At 62.4% G+C, this 17,069-nt stretch carries 20 protein-coding genes and 1 tRNA gene; 10 read left to right on the top strand and 11 right to left on the bottom strand.

Annotated features, from left to right (window positions below; genetic code table 11):
* The first annotated feature begins 119 nt into the window (after positions 1 to 119).
* Entirely contained in the window at positions 120 to 1,364 is a 1,245-nt protein-coding gene (locus QMO80_RS19905) for an AGE family epimerase/isomerase (protein ID WP_283198028.1), read from the top strand.
* A gap of 40 nt (positions 1,365 to 1,404) precedes the next feature.
* Here QMO80_RS19905 and QMO80_RS19900 read toward each other — a convergent pair whose 3' ends face one another.
* The 7 genes from QMO80_RS19900 to QMO80_RS19870 all read right to left on the bottom strand — a co-directional run bounded on the left by QMO80_RS19900 (position 1,405) and on the right by QMO80_RS19870 (position 7,773).
* On the bottom strand, positions 1,405 to 1,902 hold the full coding sequence (locus tag QMO80_RS19900) for a heme-degrading domain-containing protein (RefSeq protein WP_283198027.1): 498 nt from the start codon (positions 1,900 to 1,902) through the stop codon (positions 1,405 to 1,407).
* A gap of 87 nt (positions 1,903 to 1,989) precedes the next feature.
* Positions 1,990 to 2,601 carry a flavin reductase family protein gene (locus QMO80_RS19895; protein WP_283198026.1) on the bottom strand — a complete coding sequence of 204 codons (612 nt, stop codon included), beginning with the start codon at positions 2,599 to 2,601 and terminating at the stop codon, positions 1,990 to 1,992.
* 3 nt (positions 2,602 to 2,604) lie between these two features.
* Positions 2,605 to 3,348, bottom strand: coding sequence for an aspartate/glutamate racemase family protein (locus tag QMO80_RS19890; RefSeq protein ID WP_283198025.1), 744 nt, complete (start codon positions 3,346 to 3,348; stop codon positions 2,605 to 2,607).
* A 1-nt stretch (position 3,349) separates the two neighbouring features.
* The gene (locus QMO80_RS19885) at positions 3,350 to 4,171 is read right to left on the bottom strand and encodes an ABC transporter permease (protein ID WP_283198024.1); all 822 of its coding nucleotides are present in this window, start codon (positions 4,169 to 4,171) and stop codon (positions 3,350 to 3,352) included.
* Position 4,172: 1 nt separating this feature from the next.
* A complete protein-coding gene (locus tag QMO80_RS19880; protein ID WP_283198023.1) occupies positions 4,173 to 5,078 on the bottom strand; it encodes an ABC transporter permease in 906 nt (301 codons plus the stop codon).
* 262 nt (positions 5,079 to 5,340) lie between these two features.
* Positions 5,341 to 6,639 carry a PotD/PotF family extracellular solute-binding protein gene (locus QMO80_RS19875; protein ID WP_283198022.1) on the bottom strand — a complete coding sequence of 433 codons (1,299 nt, stop codon included), beginning with the start codon at positions 6,637 to 6,639 and terminating at the stop codon, positions 5,341 to 5,343.
* A 45-nt stretch (positions 6,640 to 6,684) separates the two neighbouring features.
* Positions 6,685 to 7,773 carry an ABC transporter ATP-binding protein gene (locus tag QMO80_RS19870; RefSeq protein ID WP_283200237.1) on the bottom strand — a complete coding sequence of 363 codons (1,089 nt, stop codon included), beginning with the start codon at positions 7,771 to 7,773 and terminating at the stop codon, positions 6,685 to 6,687.
* 266 nt (positions 7,774 to 8,039) lie between these two features.
* On the opposite strand from QMO80_RS19870, the gene QMO80_RS19865 reads away from it, so the two are divergent.
* Entirely contained in the window at positions 8,040 to 8,750 is a 711-nt protein-coding gene (locus QMO80_RS19865; RefSeq protein ID WP_283198021.1) for a GntR family transcriptional regulator, read from the top strand.
* Positions 8,751 to 8,939: 189 nt separating this feature from the next.
* Here QMO80_RS19865 and QMO80_RS19860 read toward each other — a convergent pair whose 3' ends face one another.
* Entirely contained in the window at positions 8,940 to 9,353 is a 414-nt protein-coding gene (locus tag QMO80_RS19860; protein ID WP_184378288.1) for a DUF4174 domain-containing protein, read from the bottom strand.
* Positions 9,354 to 9,468: 115 nt separating this feature from the next.
* Positions 9,469 to 9,852 (bottom strand): hypothetical protein, encoded by a 384-nt coding sequence (locus QMO80_RS19855; protein WP_003593258.1) that lies wholly within the window; start codon positions 9,850 to 9,852, stop codon positions 9,469 to 9,471.
* Between the two features lie 350 nt (positions 9,853 to 10,202).
* Between QMO80_RS19855 and QMO80_RS19850 the strand changes: the two genes are divergently transcribed.
* The 4 genes from QMO80_RS19850 to QMO80_RS19835 all read left to right on the top strand — a co-directional run bounded on the left by QMO80_RS19850 (position 10,203) and on the right by QMO80_RS19835 (position 13,315).
* Entirely contained in the window at positions 10,203 to 10,427 is a 225-nt protein-coding gene (locus QMO80_RS19850; protein ID WP_283198020.1) for a hypothetical protein, read from the top strand.
* Between the two features lie 25 nt (positions 10,428 to 10,452).
* Complete coding sequence (locus tag QMO80_RS19845; protein WP_283198019.1) at positions 10,453 to 10,692, top strand: DUF2934 domain-containing protein; 240 nt, start codon at positions 10,453 to 10,455, stop codon at positions 10,690 to 10,692.
* Positions 10,693 to 11,249: 557 nt separating this feature from the next.
* A complete protein-coding gene (locus tag QMO80_RS19840) occupies positions 11,250 to 11,546 on the top strand; it encodes a GIY-YIG nuclease family protein (protein ID WP_283198018.1) in 297 nt (98 codons plus the stop codon).
* Between the two features lie 437 nt (positions 11,547 to 11,983).
* Positions 11,984 to 13,315: an IS1182 family transposase gene (locus QMO80_RS19835; protein ID WP_283196684.1), complete on the top strand. Its 1,332-nt coding sequence runs from the start codon at positions 11,984 to 11,986 to the stop codon at positions 13,313 to 13,315.
* A 743-nt stretch (positions 13,316 to 14,058) separates the two neighbouring features.
* Here QMO80_RS19835 and QMO80_RS19830 read toward each other — a convergent pair.
* Positions 14,059 to 14,253, bottom strand: a complete 195-nt coding sequence (locus tag QMO80_RS19830; RefSeq protein WP_283198017.1) for a hypothetical protein — start codon at positions 14,251 to 14,253, stop codon at positions 14,059 to 14,061.
* 124 nt (positions 14,254 to 14,377) lie between these two features.
* Between QMO80_RS19830 and QMO80_RS19825 the strand changes: the two genes are divergently transcribed.
* The 3 genes from QMO80_RS19825 to QMO80_RS19815 all read left to right on the top strand — a co-directional run bounded on the left by QMO80_RS19825 (position 14,378) and on the right by QMO80_RS19815 (position 16,101).
* A complete protein-coding gene (locus QMO80_RS19825; RefSeq protein WP_283198016.1) occupies positions 14,378 to 15,103 on the top strand; it encodes a LuxR family transcriptional regulator in 726 nt (241 codons plus the stop codon).
* A 144-nt stretch (positions 15,104 to 15,247) separates the two neighbouring features.
* On the top strand, positions 15,248 to 15,913 hold the full coding sequence (locus tag QMO80_RS19820) for an acyl-homoserine-lactone synthase (protein WP_283198015.1): 666 nt from the start codon (positions 15,248 to 15,250) through the stop codon (positions 15,911 to 15,913).
* Positions 15,910 to 16,101, top strand: coding sequence for a hypothetical protein (locus QMO80_RS19815; RefSeq protein WP_003593249.1), 192 nt, complete (start codon positions 15,910 to 15,912; stop codon positions 16,099 to 16,101). The genes QMO80_RS19820 and QMO80_RS19815 overlap by 4 nt, the downstream gene beginning before the upstream one ends.
* A gap of 119 nt (positions 16,102 to 16,220) precedes the next feature.
* On the opposite strand, the gene QMO80_RS19810 is transcribed toward QMO80_RS19815, so the two are convergent.
* Positions 16,221 to 16,589 (bottom strand): response regulator, encoded by a 369-nt coding sequence (locus QMO80_RS19810; RefSeq protein ID WP_012558426.1) that lies wholly within the window; start codon positions 16,587 to 16,589, stop codon positions 16,221 to 16,223.
* Between the two features lie 219 nt (positions 16,590 to 16,808).
* On the opposite strand from QMO80_RS19810, the gene QMO80_RS19805 reads away from it, so the two are divergent.
* Positions 16,809 to 16,884, top strand: a tRNA-Ile gene (locus QMO80_RS19805).
* The last annotated feature ends 185 nt before the right edge of the window (positions 16,885 to 17,069 follow it).

The raw sequence follows: 17,069 nt of genomic DNA, 5'->3' as shown, positions 1-17,069 counted from the left end.
TCTTTATGTCAATATATGCCTGTCGATTTCGTGCTTTGCAAGCCTGGCCCCATGACAGACTCGAATGGCCGCTATATAGGCATTTCAAAAGCATCACGCACGAAATCGGAGGAAGTGTCATGGCACCCGTGCTTGGAAACTGGACGAGCCGCGCCTATCATCGCGGCTGGCTGCTCGCCCAGGCAAACGGCCTCTTCGATTTCTTCCAGCACAATTCGATCAACCCGAAGGGCGGCTTCTACGATCTCGACGACACCGGCAGGCCGCTCGATGCCGAGGGCCAGGTGCGCGGCATCCATATCGCCGCGCGCGCGGTGCATTGCTTCTCGATCGGCACGCTGCTCGGCCGCCCGGGTGCGAGCGACCTCGTCGACCACGGCATGGACTATCTCTGGAACCATCACCGCGATCGCAAGAATGGCGGCTATTTCTGGTCGCTGAACAATGACGGCCCGGTCGATACCAACAAGCAGGGGTATGGCCACGCTTTCGTGCTGCTGGCCGCCTCCTCCGCCAAGACGATCGGCCATCCGCTTGCCGACGGCATGCTTGCCGACATCACCGAAATCCTGAACCAGAAATTCTGGGAGCCGCGCCATGGCGCCATCGCCGAGGAATTCACCGCCGACTGGCAGCCGCTCGACGGCGGCGCCTATCGCGGCCAGAACTCCAACATGCACCTGACCGAAGCGCTGATGGCCGCCTTCGAAGCATCAGGCGACCGGGATTACCTCACCAAGGCCGAAAGCATCGCCGATCTCGTCATCCGCCGGCAGGCGGGTTCGGTCGATTGGCGCGTCGCCGAGCATTTCGATGCCGACTGGAACCTCGACAAGCAATATTATCATCCGAACGAAATGTTCCGCCCGGCCGGTACGACGCCCGGCCACTGGCTGGAATGGGCCCGCCTCATCCTGCAGCTTTGGGCGCTCGGCGGCAAACGCATCGAGTGGATGCCGGATGCGGCCAAAGCCCTCTTCGAGCAATCCATGGCGCTCGGTTGGGACAGCGACAAGGGCGGCTTCTTCTATACGCTCGACTGGAACGACAAGCCCGCCAAGCGCAATAAGCTCTGGTGGCCGGCCTGCGAGGGTGCGGCCGCCGCGCATTTCCTCAACGAGCACCTGCCGAGCGACTATCACGAGGAATGCTACCGCAAAATCTGGAACGTCATCGAGCGCGCCTTCATCGACCACAAGAACGGCGGCTGGCACGAAGAACTGACGGAAGATCTCGTTCCCGCCCATTCGCTCTTCCCCGGCAAGGGCGACATCTACCACGCCCTGCAGGCCTGCCTCATCCCGCTCTTCCCGGCAACCGGCAGCCTGACGAAGGGCATTACTGAGGCCGGCGGCAGGCTCTGAGGTTCAGTCCCGGCGCCCGCCTATCCAGCAAATGGCCCGCTCAGAGCAGCGGCGCGAGCCGCAGCGTGTCCAGATCCTTTGCCAGCATCAGCGCCAGCGCCTCGACCACGAGATTATGGTCGTCGCGCTGGGGCAGGCCGGAAACGGTGACCGCGCCGATGCAGCCGGTACCCCTGACATTGATCGGGAAACTGCCGCCATGCGGCGCATAATCGGCGCTGGAAAGGCCGTTATCCTCGACCGTCTTGCCATCCTTGCCGAGCTTCAGGCCGGAGGCATAGCTGCTGCGGAAATAGCGCAGCACCATGTTGCGCTTGCGACGGACCCAGTTGACGTTATCGGGCGTCACACCCGGCAGTGCGGCATAGAAGACCGGCATCGAATGCAGGGTCACGTCTATCGCGACACCGAGGCCGCGCTCGGTGGCGAGTTCCTGCAGGAGCTTGCCGAGCTGCCATGCCGTCGTCAGGTCGAAAGCATCGAAGCTCAGCGCCTTCTCCTGCTCCGCGATCCGGCTGAGATCCTGTTCGATTGTCATGGATGAGCGCTCCTCTGCCGTGATGATCCGCTGCGACCATTCTCGCCGGAAGCGAAAAAGTAAAGCAAAACTTGGACCTGCCCCGGATCAGAGCTTCGGCGTCAGCATCTCGAAACGGTCGCGGATGGTGGCGCAGGTATCGCCGCCGAGCCGCGCAATGGCATCGACCGCGGCCGGATCGACATGCAGCCGTTCCGGATCGACGACGCCGTCGCGGTAATGCGCGTAGACGATCTCGCCCATGACGATCTGCCGCGAGCGGCCGAGCTCCAGCGTCACATGCCGCCGGCATTCGAAGGCGGCCGGCGCCTCGGCGATCCAGGGCGAGGCCACCTTCTCGCCCGGCACCGCCGTCAGGCCCGCCTCCTTCAACTCGTCGACGCCGCGCGGATATTTGCTGCCGCAGACATGCATCGCCTCGGCGATGGCGAAGGAGACGATGTTGACGGTGAAGACCTCGGTCATGCGGATATTGTGGCCGGTGTCCTTGAACGACATGTCGGCATTGTTCTCGACGCCGATCGCCAGGATAGGCGGATCGGCCGACAGGCAGTTGAAGAAGCTGAAGGGGGCGGCGTTGATCCGCCCGTGTTCATCGACCGTCGTCACCAGCGCGATCGGCCGCGGAATGATCGTGCCGATCATCAGCTTGTAACGTTCGCGCTCGGAAAGCTCTGTGAAGTCGAAGGAAACGGCCATGGCTCAGCCGAGCTTCCCGGCCGGCGAAAAGGCGCTCATCGCGCCGGTGAAGGGTTTCGGCAGCGGCGAGGCGTAGGAGCCGCGTTTGCTGGTGGAAAGCCCGAGCGACACCAGGGCTTCGGCCTGCTTGACGGCGGCTGCGACGCCGTCGACGACGGGCACGCCGTAGATATCCTGCAATTCCCTCGCCAGATCCGTCATGCCGGCGCAGCCGAGCACGATCGCCTCGGCACCGTCTTCTTCAAGCGCCCGCTCGATCTCGGCCCTGAGCTTGCCAATCGCGCCCGATGCCGCATCTTCAAGCTCCAACACCGGAATGTCGGAGGCGCGCACCTTGGCGCGCTCGCCCATGCCGTAGCGGCGCACCAGATTTTCGATCAGCACCCGCGACCGTTCGAGCGTCGTCACCACGGTAAAACGCTGCGCCAGGAAGCCGGCCGTCGCGACGGCGGATTCGCAAAGCCCGAGGATCGGGACATCGGCGAAACTCCGCGCCGCTTCGAGCCCGGTATCGTCGAAGCAGGCGATGACGGCCGCGTCGTAGCCGGCCGCCTGCCGTTCCCTCAGTTCGGAAAGCAGGCCGGGGATCGCCAGCGCCCCGTCATAATGGCCTTCGATGGAGACGGGCCCCATCTGCGAAGTGGCGGCGATGATTTCCGTGCCCGAAGCAGCCACCGCGCGCGCGGCGGTGGCGGCCTTCTCGGTCATGGAGACCGTAGTATTCGGGTTAACGATGAGAATGCGCATGTCAGTTGATCTTTGCCTGTCGACGGCTGAGCATCGTCATGACGCCGAGCGCGATGAGAATGATGGTGAAGGAAAACAGTGTCGTCACCGTGCCGAGCGCATAGAGCACCGGCGTCGTGACGTTGGTCGTCATGCCGTAGATTTCGAGCGGCAGCGTATTGTAGCTGCCCGAGGTCATCAAGGTGCGGGCGAATTCGTCATAGGAGAGCGTGAAGCCGAACAGGCCGACGCCGATCAGGCTCGGCGCGATCATCGGCAGCACGACATGGCGGAAGGTCTGCCAGGAGCTGGCGCCAAGATCGCGCGCCGCCTCTTCATAGGCCGGCGAAAAACGGTTGAAGACGGCGAACATGATCAGCACGCCGAAGGGCAGCGTCCAGGTGAGATGCGCGCCGAAGGCCGAGGAATACCAGGCGGGCTTCAACCCGCCCTCCTGGAAGACGACGCCGATGCCGAGCGAGACGATGATCGACGGCACCACGAGGCTGGCGACTGTCGCATAGAACAGCACGGTCGAACCGCGGAAACGGCGGCGGAAGGCAAGGCCGGCAAGCAGCGACACGGTGACGGTCACGACCATCACCATCAGCCCGAGGGTGAAGGACCGGCGGAAAGAGGCACCGAAATCGCCGACCGCCTGCTTTTCGAACAGGTTGAAGAACCAGTGGGTGGAAACGCCGTTCATCGGGAATGTCAGGCCGCCGTCAGGTCCCTGGAAGGAGAGGATCAGGATCGCCGAGAGCGGACCGTAGAGGAAGAGCACGAAGACGGCAAAGAAGATCGCCAGCAGATAGAATTCGGGGCCGCGTTTTTCGTGGTTCATCTCAAAGCTCCTTGCGGATATCGACGACGCGCAGGATGGCCGCCACCATCAAGAGCACCACGGCCAGCAGCACCACGGCATTGGCGGCAGCGGCCGGATATTGCAGCAGCGACATCTGGTTCTTCATCATCAGCGCCACCGAGGCGCTCTGGCCGCCGGACATCACCTGCACCGTCGAGAAATCGGCCATGACGAGGGTGACGACGAAGATCGTGCCGATCGCCATGCCCGGTTTGGCAAGCGGAATGACGACATTCCACAGCACCTGCCAGCCGGATGCGCCGGCATCGCGCGCCGCCTCGAACAGCGACCGGTCGATGCGCATCAGCGTGTTGAAGATCGGCGTCACCATGAACAGCGTATAGAGATGCACCATGGCGAGCACGACGGCAAAATCGGAATAGAGCAGCCATTCGATCGGCTGCGGGATGACGCCCATCTTGATCAGCGACGAATTGACGAGGCCATTGCGCCCGAGCACCGGGATCCACGAGATCATGCGAATAATGTTCGACGTCATGAACGGCACGGTGCAGACGAGGAAGAGGATCATCTGCGTCGAGGTCTTGCGGATGTGAAAGGCCAGGAAATAGGCGACCCAGAAACCGATGAGAAGCGTCAGCCCCCAGACGATGGCGGTGAATTTCAGCGTGTTGAGATAGGTCTTCCAGGTTACCCACGAACCGAGCGTGTCGGTGTAGTTCATGGTGAGGAAATCGGGATAGAGGCCGGCGAAGTCGTAGTCCCAGAAGCTGACGATTGCGATCATGGCGATCGGCAGCAGGAAGAAGAAACCGAGGATGGCGATCAGCGGTGTCGCCTGGAGATAGGAGATGGCTGAGGGGGAGAGACTCAATCTGCGCCCGGCCTGCCGCCCTTCCTCCGTGTCTGCTGCGATGCTTGCCATGTCCGGTTCTCCGTTATCTCATTGACTGGCATGGTCGAGGATGCCGCCCCCTCATCCGCCTGCCGGCACCTTCTCCCCGCTGGGGAGAAGAGGAATCGCGGCAGCGCCCCGGCCACCGCAAACCTTGCTTTCATTATGCGACTCTAGCCGCGAACTCCCCTTCTCCCCAGCGGGGAGAAGATGCCCGAAGGGCAGATGAGGGGGCGGAGCGAAGCGACGTCTTGAGCGTCAGCGAAAGACAATGCTGCCCCGCCCTGAAACATCAAGCCGCGATGAACTCGTTCCAGCGGCGGACCATGTAGCGGTCTTCGTCCATCACCGAGTTCCAGCAGGCGACGGCGCCCATGCGGGCTTCGAAGGCGCCGCCGTCGCGGACGGCTCCGGCCTTTTCCATCACCTTGCCCTCGGGCGACAGGATATCGCCCTGCGCCGGCTTGCCCTCGATCCAGTAGCCCCACTCGTCGGCCGACATGAAGTTCTTGGCGGTGTCCATGCAGGCGGAATAGTAGCCCTGGCGGTTGAGATAGCCGCCGACCCAGCCGGAGGTGTACCAGTTGATGTACTCGTAAGCCGCATCGAGCTCGGCGCCCTTCAGGTGCGAGGCAAGGCCGAGGCCGCCGCCCCAGGCGCGGTAGCCTTCCTTGAGCGGCTGGAAGGTGCAGGCGATGCCCTTGGAGCGGACGGCGGCGACGGCCGGCGACCACATCGACTGGATGACGACTTCGCCCGAGGCCATCAGGTTGACCGACTCGTCGAACGACTTCCAGAAAGCGCGGAACTGGCCGTCGCCCTTGGTCTTGATCAGGAATTCGATCGTCTTATCGATCTCTTCCTTGGTCATGTTGCCCTTGTCGGCATATTTGATCTTGCCGGCGGCTTCCATGATCATCGCGGCGTCCATGATGCCGATCGACGGAATGTTGAGGATCGCGGTCTTGCCCTTGAAGGCCGGATCGAGAATATCGGCCCAGCTGGTGATCGGACGGCCGGTGAGATCAGGGCGGATGCCGAGCGTATCGGCGTTATAGATGGTCGGAACCATCGTCATCCACTGGGTCGGCTCCTTGGCGAATTTCTTGGAATCCTGGGCTTCGACGAAGCCGACCGTGTGCGGCGCCGTGCCCTGGGCGATGACGCTGTCCGGCTTCAGCTTGCCGTTGATGAACAGCGGCACGATCTTGTCGTAATATTTCAGCTTCTTGACGTCCATCGGCTGCAGCACGCCGGTCGGGAACACCTTCTTGGCGATCCAGTATTCGATGTCGGCGATGTCGTAGCTGTCGGGCTGGGTGACGGCGCGCTGGGCGGCGGCGTCGGAATCGGTCGCCGTCATCTCCAGCGTGATGCCGAGATCGGCTTTGCACTTCTCGGCGATGGCATTGATGTTCGAGACGCCAGTACCGAACTGGCGAAGGGTGATATTCGTCTTCGCCCAGATAGTCGGGAAGCCGGTGATCGCGCCGGAGCCGGCAATGGCGCCGACGGCGGCGGCACCCGTCTTCAGCAGCGTGCGGCGGGAAAGACCCTTCCCAGCCTTGGTCGATGTCATCTCAGTCGTCATGTCAGTTCCCCTTTTTGTTGATGCGGAAGGATGGTTGGTGATGGTTCATGCAGAAGAGCGGCCGAGAAGCACGGCATCCTCGAGCGCCCAGCTGAGCGCGACGGCATCGCCGACCGAAACCGGCCGGGCGAAATAGTCGCTATCGTCTGATATGACGGTGAAGTCGTCGCTGCCGGCGCCGACAACGGTGATCTTCACCGAGGAGCCGCGATATTCGACGTTTGAGACGGTGCCGTTGAAGCCGAGCGTCCATTCGGTCGCCACTTGCAGGCGCACGCGGTCGGTGCGGATGCCGATATCGACCGGCTCGCCGACCTCCCTGCCCGCCCCGCGCACCGAAAAGCTCTGCCCTTCCGGCACAGTCATGACGAGCACGCCGTTCTCGCTTGAGGTCACCCGGCCGCTGAGCACGTTGTGATCGCCCATGAAGCGGGCGACGAAGGCGGTTGCCGGCTTCTCGAACACTTCGCGGGGCGCGGCCGCCTGCTCGATCCGGCCGTCATTCATGATGACCATGATATCGGCGAGCGCCATCGCCTCTTCCTGGCTGTGGGTGACATGCACGAAGGTGATGCCGAGCGACTTCTGCAGTTTCTTCAGTTCGGCGCGCATGCGGATCTTCAGGAATGGATCGAGCGCCGACAGCGGCTCGTCGAGCAGCAGCGCCTCCGGATCGGTGATCAGTGCGCGCGCCAGCGCCACACGCTGCTGCTGGCCGCCGGAAAGCTGGGCCGGGCGCCTGCTGGCATAAGGCTCCATCTGCATCAGCCTCAGCATATCGAGTGCCTTGGCCCGCCGCTCGGCCTTGTCGACGCCCTTCATCTTCAGGCTGAAGGCGACGTTGTCGATGAGGTCGAGATGCGGAAACAGCGCATAGGACTGAAACATCATCGCCGTGCCGCGCCTGGCCGGCGGAAAATCGGTGACAACAGTATTGCCGAGCCGGATATCGCCCGACGAAATGCTTTCATGGCCAGCGATCATACGCAGCGTCGAGGTCTTGCCGCAGCCCGACGGGCCGAGGAAGCAGCAATAGGCGCCGGCCGGAATTTTCAGGCTGATCCCATGGACGGCCGTCGTCGCCCCATAGACCTTCGAAACGGATACTATATCGATCTCTGCCGCTTTCGACATCATGCCTTCCCCTGTTTGGAAAAGACGATGCATCTGCCGTGCCAGATTCCATTGCATAGACCAAACCATTGTGAAACAACGGTTTTATCGACGATCCATCGATGAGGGAAAATTATGGGCAAGGCAGTGTCTGCACATGATTTAGGCTTTCGTGCTCAATTTGTGCAGAAAATCGTATACAATGATGCCGACGTTTCGGGCACAAATTCCGTTTAACTTTTGCCGCGAAGCCGGATATGGTTTGCCCGCCATCAGGGAATGATTTCATGAAATCCGCCGCCAAGGCTATGCAGGCCGAAGAATCCGCCGAAACCGGCGCGCAGCAGATCCGCGACGCCATTCGCGAGGCGATCGTCGAGCGCCGGCTTTCGCCCGGCACCAAGCTTTCGGAAAGCGATGTCGGCAATCTCTTCAACGTCAGCCGCACGCTTGCCCGCGCCGCCCTGCAGGCGCTCTCCTATGAGGGCCTCGTCAGCGTCGAGAAGAACCGCGGCGCCTTCGTCGCCTATCCCTCGCCGGAGGAGGCCCGCCAGATCTTTTCCGCCCGCCGCCTGGTCGAACCCGGCATATTGCGTGAGGCAGCAGTGCGGATCACCGCGGATGATATCAGCCAGCTGAAACAGCTGCTGCTGGAGGAAGGCCGGCTGATGAGCGAACGCGGCCAGACGGCGCGCCGCGCCGAGATCAAGGCGTCGGGCGATTTCCACCTGATGCTGGCGGAGATCTCAGGCAACGCGATCATGCAGCGCTTCATGGAAGAGCTCGTCGCCCGCTCATCCCTGGTGATTGCCCTTTACGGCCAGTCCACCGCGTCCAGCTGCGGCCATTCCGAACATGGCGAGATCATCTCGGCGATCGAAAGCAACGACCTCGACCGCGCCTGCCAGCTGATGCTGCATCACATCGCCCATATCGAGACCGATCTCGACCTGCGCGAACGCAAGAGCCTCGGCCTCAAGGAAGCCTTCGAGCTTTAATGCATGTCGCCCGGAAGTGTGCAGCGGTTCCGGGATAACGACATGCATCAAACAAAGAGCTAAAGCGCGTCGCATGAATCAAACTTGATACGACGCGCTTTAGGAATGCCTTTCAGGCTGCCGGCATACGAAGACGCCGGACGCGCGGCTTCGCCACGCCCCGTCGCGCGTCACGCGCAATCCGAAGTCCTACCAAGGCGTCTGCTTCGGCAGCATCTCGAAGGCCGCGAAGATATCCTCCGCAGTCCTCGGCTCATTCGAGCGCAGCTTGACGGTCCCGTCGCGCCCGATCAGGATCAGCCCGAACTCGCCGGATGGCGGGCCCTGCAGCCGCTCTCTGACATCGTCGGCATCGAGATCGGAGCCATCGTCGAACAGCGAGAAAGCGCCGCCGCCCGCGATGATGAAAACTTCGACGTCTTCCTCGATGAGACGCATATGCGCGTTCCGCAGCCATTCGTCCTGGATGACGGCGCGGTCGTCCTGGGCATCGGCAAAGATGATCAGCACCCGCTTCCTGTCGCGAAACTGCTCGAGCGACTGCGGAAGTTCCGGTTCACGCCGCGGCGTGCCGATGATTTCATGAACGATGGATTTCAGCATGGTGCTTATTCCTCACCCGCACTGGCGGCGGGCATGCCAGTAAACGGCTGGCAATGGGCGAGGTTCCGCCTGGAAGCGGAAAAGGATCGCAGCCATGGCCGCGATCCTCATCCTGTCAGTCGCGGTTCTGATCTTCGGCCGCGTGGGCCGAAACGGCGACGAGATCGACCGTGCCGTTGGCAAGCAGGCGCTTGCGCACCAGCACGCGCATGACACGCGCCGCCGTCGAGAAGGTCATCTGGTCGAGCGGGCCTTCGCCCTCCCACGGCTTGGTCAGCCGCTCGGTGACGGCGCCGACGATGTTCATCGGCACGATGTCGGTGCATTCGCGCATGGCTTCGAAAACGAAGCCGATGGGGATGACCCGTCCTTCGTAGGTCACGATCGGTTCGGTCAATTCGCTGTCCCATTCCTCGAAGGCATAAAGCGCTTCGCGAAACAGCTGCTGGAGGGTAAACGGCGCGTGGCCGTCATGAAGTGGCGGCAGGGCATTCATCATGTCTGTCTCCTCTTGATGGGTTGAAGCCAAAGTCCTCCGGTATCGGTCGCGCCAACGCGGGGAACGGACGTTTTTGCTGCCCCTGCGAACCGATTAACACGATTGATTCTATAGACTAACGCGCCGGGGTAAAGCCCATTTATCGGCTTTCGCGGAAGCCAATTCCATAACGCGCTGATTTTCTTGCGTCTTTTAGGCGAAATTTCCGCAGCCGCCACCTTTCCTGAAAATCCATGCCACAGCCTCTGGACCGCCCTGCAGTGGCGAAAAAACCCTGAAAAATCACGGAACTTTTGCCGCTGTAATCTGTTTTGTTCTCACACTTCGAAAAACAGTCTGGGGAATCACCAATGACGCAAATCCGTGAACCGGAGCGCCGAAGCAGGGTCGTGCGCGGCCGTCCCTACAGCCTTGACGAATTCGCTTCCAAATACGGCCTGGGCGGCGAGCAGGCCGAAAGCCTTTTCACCCGTTTCGGGCCTTCCTCGATCGAACTCGACCTGCTGATGGCCGCCAAGCGCCGCCTGCCCGTTCGCCACGACAGACCGCTTCCGCAGGACAGAATTGCCGAATGAAGCCTTTAACACATGGAATGGATAGATGAGCGACAGACGCCACGAATGGATCAGCAAAAGGGCCTACGCGATCTGGGAAGAACAGGGCCGCCCCGACGGGCGCGATGACGATCATTGGCGCCAGGCGGTTGCCGAGCGGGCCGCGCTGGAACGCACGCAGGCCTCGGTCGACGGCCGCGAGGTGCTGGTGAAATTCCGCCCGAAGCAGCCGAAGCCCGAACTGCCGCGCCAGGACTGGATCAACCCTTCGACAAAGGTTGGCTGACCTCTATCTCGGCTTCGGCGCCGGTGGCCGCCCCCGTCCTTCGAGGCCCCTGCGGGGCACCTCAGGATGAGGGCGGGGAGAGGGTGCGGCGTGCCTCTTCACAGAGTGAAACGGCACGCCAGAGTCCAGTCTGCAAACACGGCTCAACGATCAGCCCACCAGCCACGCGGCACAACAATTAGCCCTCATGGTGAGGAGACCCGCAGGGCCGTCTCGAACCACGAGGGCGGGTGGCATGCCGATACGTTTGAGCGCCGGTGGCCGCCCCCGTCCTTCGAGGCCCCTGCGGGGCGCCTCAGGATGAGGGCGGAGAGAGGGTGCGGCTTGCCGCATCACAGAGTGGAACGGCACGCCGGAGCCCCAGCCTGCAAAACACCGGCACGCCAGAGCCCAATTGCAAAACACGGCACAACGATCAGCCCACCAGCCACACGGCACAACAACTAGCCCTCATGGTGAGGGGGCCCGCAGGGCCGTCTCGAACCACGAGGGCGGGTGATCGCCACTCTAGGACCGCACGATTGCTGCTCACTCGCTCCGCATGCTAGCCTCCCGCCATGGAAGTCACCGTCTACATCCCCCGCTGCAGCGACGGCTCTTATTACACCGGGCTGACCAAGCAGGAGATCGAGGCGCGTGTCTGGGAGCACAATGCCGGGAGCTATGACGGCTACACCGCCAAGCGCTTGCCCGTCGAACTCGTCTTCACCGAAACCTATGACCGCATCATCGACGCCATCGCCCGCGAGCGCCAGATCAAGGGCTGGTCGCGCCGCAAGAAGGAGGCGTTGATTGCCATGGATTACGAGGCCTTGCCGGCGTTGTCGAAGCGCGGGCCGGTCAAGGTGGAGTGAGCGGGGGTGGCCGGTGGCCTGCCTCGTCCTTCGAGGCCCCTGCGGGGCACCTCAGGATGAGGGCGGAGGGAGGGCGCGGCTTGTGGCTGACCGGAGAGCGGAGCGGCAGCCGACAGCTAGAGTCAGCATGCACGGCTCGGCCGTACTGATCGCCCGCCAGCAACACGACATACCGATCAGCCCATCAGCCACCTAGCATACCGATCGCGCGCCAGCCACACGGCACCACGATCAGCCCTCATCCTGAGGTGCGTAGGCCAAGGGCCGGAGCCTCGAAGGACGGGGGCGGGTGATGGGCGCAGCCCCTATTGCCGGAGAAGTTACCGGTGACCGACCTCGTCCTTCGAGGCCCCTGCGGTGCGCCTCAGAGCCTGTGAATGTTTTGTGGCGGTGTCGATGGGATTGTGATTCTGTTGGGTGGTTGATTTGCTTGGGGGATGATGGTGAGCGACGAGCTGTTCGAAGGATTGCCGGTGCATGGATCGCAGCGCAGTGCTCAGGCGGGGCGCGGGGCGGCGCGCATGCGCGAGCCGGTGCGCGATCAGATCGAGTTGCGTGCCGTGGATATCGACAGCTTGATCGGCCAGGATCACGCGGTGCGCGTGATTTGGAGCTATGTCGAGGGACTGGATCTGAGCGCGCTTGAAGATCGGATCAAAGCGCGTGAGCAGCGGCCGGGCCATCCGCCGATTTCGCCACGGCTTTTGCTGGCGCTGTGGCTCTATGCCAGCAGCGATGGCGTCGGCAGTGCGCGGGCGCTGGAACGGCTGTGCGGGAGCCACGACGTCTATCGCTGGCTGTGCGGCGGCGTCTCGGTGAACTATCACACGCTGTCGGATTTTCGGGTTGGTTGCGCCGATCTGCTCGACCGGCTGCTGGCCGAGCATCTGGCGGCGCTTGCCGATGCCGGCCTCGTCGCTTTCGATAATTTGGCGCAGGATGGCGTGCGGGTCCGGGCGAGCGCGGGTGCCGCCTCGTTCGGCCGCAAGGCGACGCTTGATCGGCATCTTTCCATTGCCGAGGCGGTTGTGGATCAGCTCAAGCGCGAGGTCGATGCGCGTTCGGATGCCAGCACTCGGCGCATCGAGGCTGCCAGGCAACGAGCGGCGCGTGAGCGCGGCGAGCGGCTCAGAGCAGCCAAGGCCGCTCTTGACGAGATTCAGCGCCATCGCCAAGCGCGCGAAGAAAAGCGCGGCAATGGCAAAAAGCCGAAGGAGCCGCGCGCCTCCAGCACGGATGCGCAGGCGCGGGTGATGAAGATGGCCGACGGCGGCTTCCGTCCGGCTTATAATGTGCAGGTTGCGAGCACCGCCGGCGAGCAGTTCGTGGTCGGGCTCGAGGTGACCAATGCCGGCTCCGATCGCGGCCTCATGCGGCCGATGCTGGAGCGGTTGCGCGCGCTGAGCGGCCATCTGCCGCGCCGCTATCTCGCCGATGGCGGCTTTTGCAGCGCTGAAGATATCGAGTGGGCGCACGGCGAAGGGGTCGAGGTCTTTTGTCCGCCCACGCAGTCCAAACACGGAACCGATCCCTTCTTGCCGCGGCGCGGCGACGGTGCGGGTGTGTCAACCTGGCGGACCCGCATGGGAAGCGAGACGGGCAAGGCTCAGTACAAACCCCGCTCGATCTGCGAATGCATCCATGCCCGCTGGCGCAACTGGAATCTGCGACAATTGACGGTGCGCGGCATCGAAAAGGTCCAGGCCGTCGTGCTCTGCTACGCACTCACCAACAATATCCTGCAAGGCCATCGGCTTGCCAATGGCTAAACCAGGGCAATCACCCTGACGCCAACACGCGACCATCAAAACGCACCGCGTAATCGGCTAACGCTCGATGGCATCGGCCAGCCAAGACCAGCCAACACTGGCCTGAAACGCACAAGATTCAAAAGCTTCACAAGCTCTCAGGATGAGGGCGGAGAGAGGGCGCGGCGAGCCTCACCGGAGAGCGGAACGAAGCTGAGATCAGCCCACCGGCCACCTAGCACACCGGTCGCCCGTAGCCGCACGGCACCACGACCAGCCCTCATCCTGAGGTGTGCAGGCCGAAGGCCGGAGCCTCGAAGGACGGGGGCGGGTGATGGGCGCAACACCCATTGCCGGAGGAGACATCGGTGGCCGGCCTCGTCCTTCGCGGCCCCTGCGGGGCGCCTCAGGATGAGGGCGGAGGGAGGTTGTGGCTTGTGGCTTGTGGCTTGGGGCTTGGGGCTTGCCACTTGCGGCTCGCGCGCGCCAACAATGGCACAGTCTAGCCGTTTCCCGAGACACCAGCGCCGCCATTGGAAACACTTCATCAAGCATAATGGCACAAATCCAGGGAGTAGCGGCTTTCCGTCTGCCCGGCCGCGGCATTGCCGCTCGACACTCTCGTCGCAAAATCGGAAACGGATGAGAATGAAAACGTGGTCGCTTGCGGGACACGGATTTCGTCTTGCCGTGGCCGATCCTGGTGCCTAGCCGATCCGGTCAATATCGGGAAAAGCCTGAAACGCCCGACCGGGCCGGCCACGTCAGAAGAGGTTGTTTTCCACGCAAAGCGCCCGGTGGACCTCGGTCCAGAACAGCGCCAGCGGGGTGTCGCCGTTGCGTTCGGCAACGAGCGCGCGGATCAGCGCTTCGGAGCCTGCCATGTCGTGCCAACTGGATTTCAGGCCCTTGGCGGCCTGTTGGCATTCGGCAATCTCGAAGGGTCTCTTGCTGTCCATATGAGGTCTCCTCGTGGAAAGGCGCTAGCAGGCGGAGCCGGGATTGTCATTCCCCGCATATGTGGGGATGCCTTGTATTTGTGACGGTCCTCACGGTAGGATTGAGGGAATTGGGGCAGTGGAAATGATCGAGAATACCTACAGCGAAAAGTTCGAACCGGCCTTCGAACAGATCAAGGCGGCAGCCAATGTGGATACGGCCATCCGCATCCTGCAGGCGGAATACGGCCTCGATTTCGTCACCTACCACCTCGCCCAGACGATCGCCAGCAAGATCGATTCGCCCTTCGTGCGCACCACCTATCCGGATGCCTGGGTCTCCCGCTATCTGCTGAACAGCTATGTGAAGGTCGACCCGATCGTCAAGCAGGGCTTCGAACGCCAGTTGCCCTTCGACTGGAGCGAGGTCGAGCCGACGCCGGAGGCCTATGCCATGCTGGTCGACGCCCAGAAGCACGGCATCGGCGGCAACGGCTACTCCATTCCCGTCGCCGACAAGGCGCAGCGCCGCGCGCTGCTGTCGGTGAATGCCCGCATCCCGGTCGACGAATGGAACGAGCTCGTCCGCCGCTGCCGCAACGAATGGATCGAGATCGCCCATCTGATCCATCGCAAGGCCGTCTACGAGCTGCACGGCGAGAACGACCCGGTGCCGGCCTTGTCGCCGCGCGAGATCGAGTGCCTGCACTGGACCGCGCTCGGCAAGGATTACAAGGATATCTCGGTCATTCTGGGCATATCCGAGCACACGACGCGCGATTATCTGAAGACCGCCCGCTTCAAGCTCGGCTGCGCCACGATCTCGGCCGCCGCCTCGCGAGCCGTGCAATTGCGCATCATCAATCCATAATCTTCGGCCGGCGCATCTCGTGACGCCAGCGCTCATACTTTTGGGCTAATCCCCCCATCTGAGGGGGCCCATCTGAGGGAATTTCCGATCCGGCCGGCCTGAACCATTCTGCTCTCCACGGACTTGCAAACGCTGGAGGGCAAAATGTTCGTTATCATTCAGGCACATGAGTATCAGAAATACGCTGCCGTACTCGATCAGATGTTTCGCCTGCGCAAAAAGGTGTTCGCCGATACGCTCGGCTGGGACGTCCCTGTCGTCGGCCCCTACGAGCGCGACAGCTACGATGCGCTGGCCCCGGCCTATCTCGTCTGGTGCAACGACAGCCGCACCCGTCTTTACGGCGGCATGCGCCTGATGCCGACGACCGGCCCGACCCTTCTCTACGATGTCTTCCGCGAGACTTTTCCGGATGCCGCCGATCTGATCGCGCCGGGCATCTGGGAGGGCACGCGCATGTGCATCGACGAAGAGGCGATCGCCAGGGATTTTCCCCAGATCGACGCCGGCCGCGCCTTTTCGATGATGCTGCTGGCGCTCTGCGAATGCGCGCTCGATCACGGCATCCATACGATGATTTCCAACTACGAGCCCTATCTCAAGCGCGTCTACAAACGTGCGGGCGCCGAAGTGGAAGAACTCGGCCGCGCAGACGGCTACGGCAAGTACCCCGTCTGCTGCGGCGCCTTCGAAGTGTCGGACCGTGTGCTGCGCAAGATGCGCGCCGCCCTCGGCCTGACCCTACCCCTTTACATCAGACATGTTCCGGCCCGCTCGGTCGTGACCCAATTCCTGGAGATGGCAGCATGAACCGCCTCGCTGAAACCGCAATACAGAAAGATATCGGGGCCCTGGAGCGCCACGTGCTCGCCTCCCGCGACATCGCCACGCAGATCGGGGATCCCTTCCTCTCCTACCTCCTCTCGATGGCGCTGTTCACCATCTACGAGAAGAAGGCTCACCACGAGAACGAGGCGCTGAAGAGCAGCTTCAGCTGAGGGCGCGACCCCCTCCGCACGCCTGAAGACGAGCATGTCTCCCGGCGCCTCGCGCGCAGCCGCAAAACCTGTCCCCGTTTTGCGGCTGTGCGCCCCTTCATGTCATCAGCGAATTGCCGTCACGTCATCAGGGAATCGATCGTCGAGATCAACGCGTCGTGCATATAGGGCTTCGGCAGGAAGGCGGTATTGGCGGGCAGCGCCATGGGGTCGAGCCGCACCATGCCCGAGGTGATGATGATGCCGATGTTCGGCCGCATCGCCCTCACCCGCTTGGCAAGCTGGATGCCATCCATGGTACCCGCCATATTGACATCGGTGAACAGGATATCGACATCCTGCCGGCCCTTCAGCACCACCATCGCCTCGTCGGCATTCGCCGCCTCCAGCGCCACATGGCCGACCTCTTCAAGCACATCGAGAACATTGAACCGGATCAGCGGCTCATCCTCGACGATAAGCACCACGGCACTGTTCAACGCCACCATCTGCGATCGCCCTCCTTCATCGAATCCAATCTCTGTAATTGTCGCCGGCGCGAGAAGGTTCCAGTACCGGCGCCGATGAAATATGCATCGTCCACAGATGCTTGCGCTCTGCGCTTGTGGCTCCCTGCAATTTGCGTTAGAGCGAACCGATGCTGCGGGAACCATTGCCCCGGCATCCAGGCGCCGGCCTCCGGCGCCAAGGCGCCACCACCGGCGTCCGGGCCTGTAGCTCAATGGTTAGAGCCGGCGGCTCATAACCGCTTGGTTGGGGGTTCGAGTCCCTCCGGGCCCACCATTTATTAGTTCGTCATCATCGATGATTTTTTCGTCAATACGATTGCGAAGGTGGGCGTTTTTTTTATTGCAAAAACAGCCTCGAAGAGGCGCATTTCGACCGGCCGATTGCCTTTGGTTTCGCACGAAACTCCGGCGCAAAATTTGGCATGACGTTTGGATTGTCCGGCAAATGTTGCCCGCAGC

Source organism: Rhizobium sp. BT03 (assembly GCF_030053155.1).
In the GTDB taxonomy this organism is placed as follows: domain Bacteria; phylum Pseudomonadota; class Alphaproteobacteria; order Rhizobiales; family Rhizobiaceae; genus Rhizobium.
The sequence above is the reverse complement of the archived record's forward strand: the minus strand, read 5'-3'. Positions and strand labels throughout refer to the sequence as shown.

What these genes read in the sequence shown, in the direction of transcription:
- QMO80_RS19840 (WP_283198018.1), top strand. Translation starts at nt 11,250, where the DNA reads ATGGAAGTCACCGTCTACATCCCCCGCTGCAGCGACGGCTCTTATTAC.
- QMO80_RS19830 (WP_283198017.1), bottom strand. Translation starts at nt 14,253, where the DNA reads ATGGACAGCAAGAGACCCTTCGAGATTGCCGAATGCCAACAGGCCGCC.
- QMO80_RS19905 (WP_283198028.1), top strand. Translation starts at nt 120, where the DNA reads ATGGCACCCGTGCTTGGAAACTGGACGAGCCGCGCCTATCATCGCGGC.
- QMO80_RS19870 (WP_283200237.1), bottom strand. Translation starts at nt 7,773, where the DNA reads ATGTCGAAAGCGGCAGAGATCGATATAGTATCCGTTTCGAAGGTCTAT.
- QMO80_RS19810 (WP_012558426.1), bottom strand. Translation starts at nt 16,589, where the DNA reads ATGGTGGCGTTGAACAGTGCCGTGGTGCTTATCGTCGAGGATGAGCCG.
- QMO80_RS19835 (WP_283196684.1), top strand. Translation starts at nt 11,984, where the DNA reads ATGATGGTGAGCGACGAGCTGTTCGAAGGATTGCCGGTGCATGGATCG.
- QMO80_RS19880 (WP_283198023.1), bottom strand. Translation starts at nt 5,078, where the DNA reads ATGGCAAGCATCGCAGCAGACACGGAGGAAGGGCGGCAGGCCGGGCGC.
- QMO80_RS19885 (WP_283198024.1), bottom strand. Translation starts at nt 4,171, where the DNA reads ATGAACCACGAAAAACGCGGCCCCGAATTCTATCTGCTGGCGATCTTC.
- QMO80_RS19850 (WP_283198020.1), top strand. Translation starts at nt 10,203, where the DNA reads ATGACGCAAATCCGTGAACCGGAGCGCCGAAGCAGGGTCGTGCGCGGC.
- QMO80_RS19845 (WP_283198019.1), top strand. Translation starts at nt 10,453, where the DNA reads ATGAGCGACAGACGCCACGAATGGATCAGCAAAAGGGCCTACGCGATC.
- QMO80_RS19875 (WP_283198022.1), bottom strand. Translation starts at nt 6,639, where the DNA reads ATGACGACTGAGATGACATCGACCAAGGCTGGGAAGGGTCTTTCCCGC.
- QMO80_RS19825 (WP_283198016.1), top strand. Translation starts at nt 14,378, where the DNA reads ATGATCGAGAATACCTACAGCGAAAAGTTCGAACCGGCCTTCGAACAG.
- QMO80_RS19820 (WP_283198015.1), top strand. Translation starts at nt 15,248, where the DNA reads ATGTTCGTTATCATTCAGGCACATGAGTATCAGAAATACGCTGCCGTA.
- QMO80_RS19895 (WP_283198026.1), bottom strand. Translation starts at nt 2,601, where the DNA reads ATGGCCGTTTCCTTCGACTTCACAGAGCTTTCCGAGCGCGAACGTTAC.
- QMO80_RS19865 (WP_283198021.1), top strand. Translation starts at nt 8,040, where the DNA reads ATGAAATCCGCCGCCAAGGCTATGCAGGCCGAAGAATCCGCCGAAACC.
- QMO80_RS19900 (WP_283198027.1), bottom strand. Translation starts at nt 1,902, where the DNA reads ATGACAATCGAACAGGATCTCAGCCGGATCGCGGAGCAGGAGAAGGCG.
- QMO80_RS19815 (WP_003593249.1), top strand. Translation starts at nt 15,910, where the DNA reads ATGAACCGCCTCGCTGAAACCGCAATACAGAAAGATATCGGGGCCCTG.
- QMO80_RS19890 (WP_283198025.1), bottom strand. Translation starts at nt 3,348, where the DNA reads ATGCGCATTCTCATCGTTAACCCGAATACTACGGTCTCCATGACCGAG.
- QMO80_RS19860 (WP_184378288.1), bottom strand. Translation starts at nt 9,353, where the DNA reads ATGCTGAAATCCATCGTTCATGAAATCATCGGCACGCCGCGGCGTGAA.
- QMO80_RS19855 (WP_003593258.1), bottom strand. Translation starts at nt 9,852, where the DNA reads ATGATGAATGCCCTGCCGCCACTTCATGACGGCCACGCGCCGTTTACC.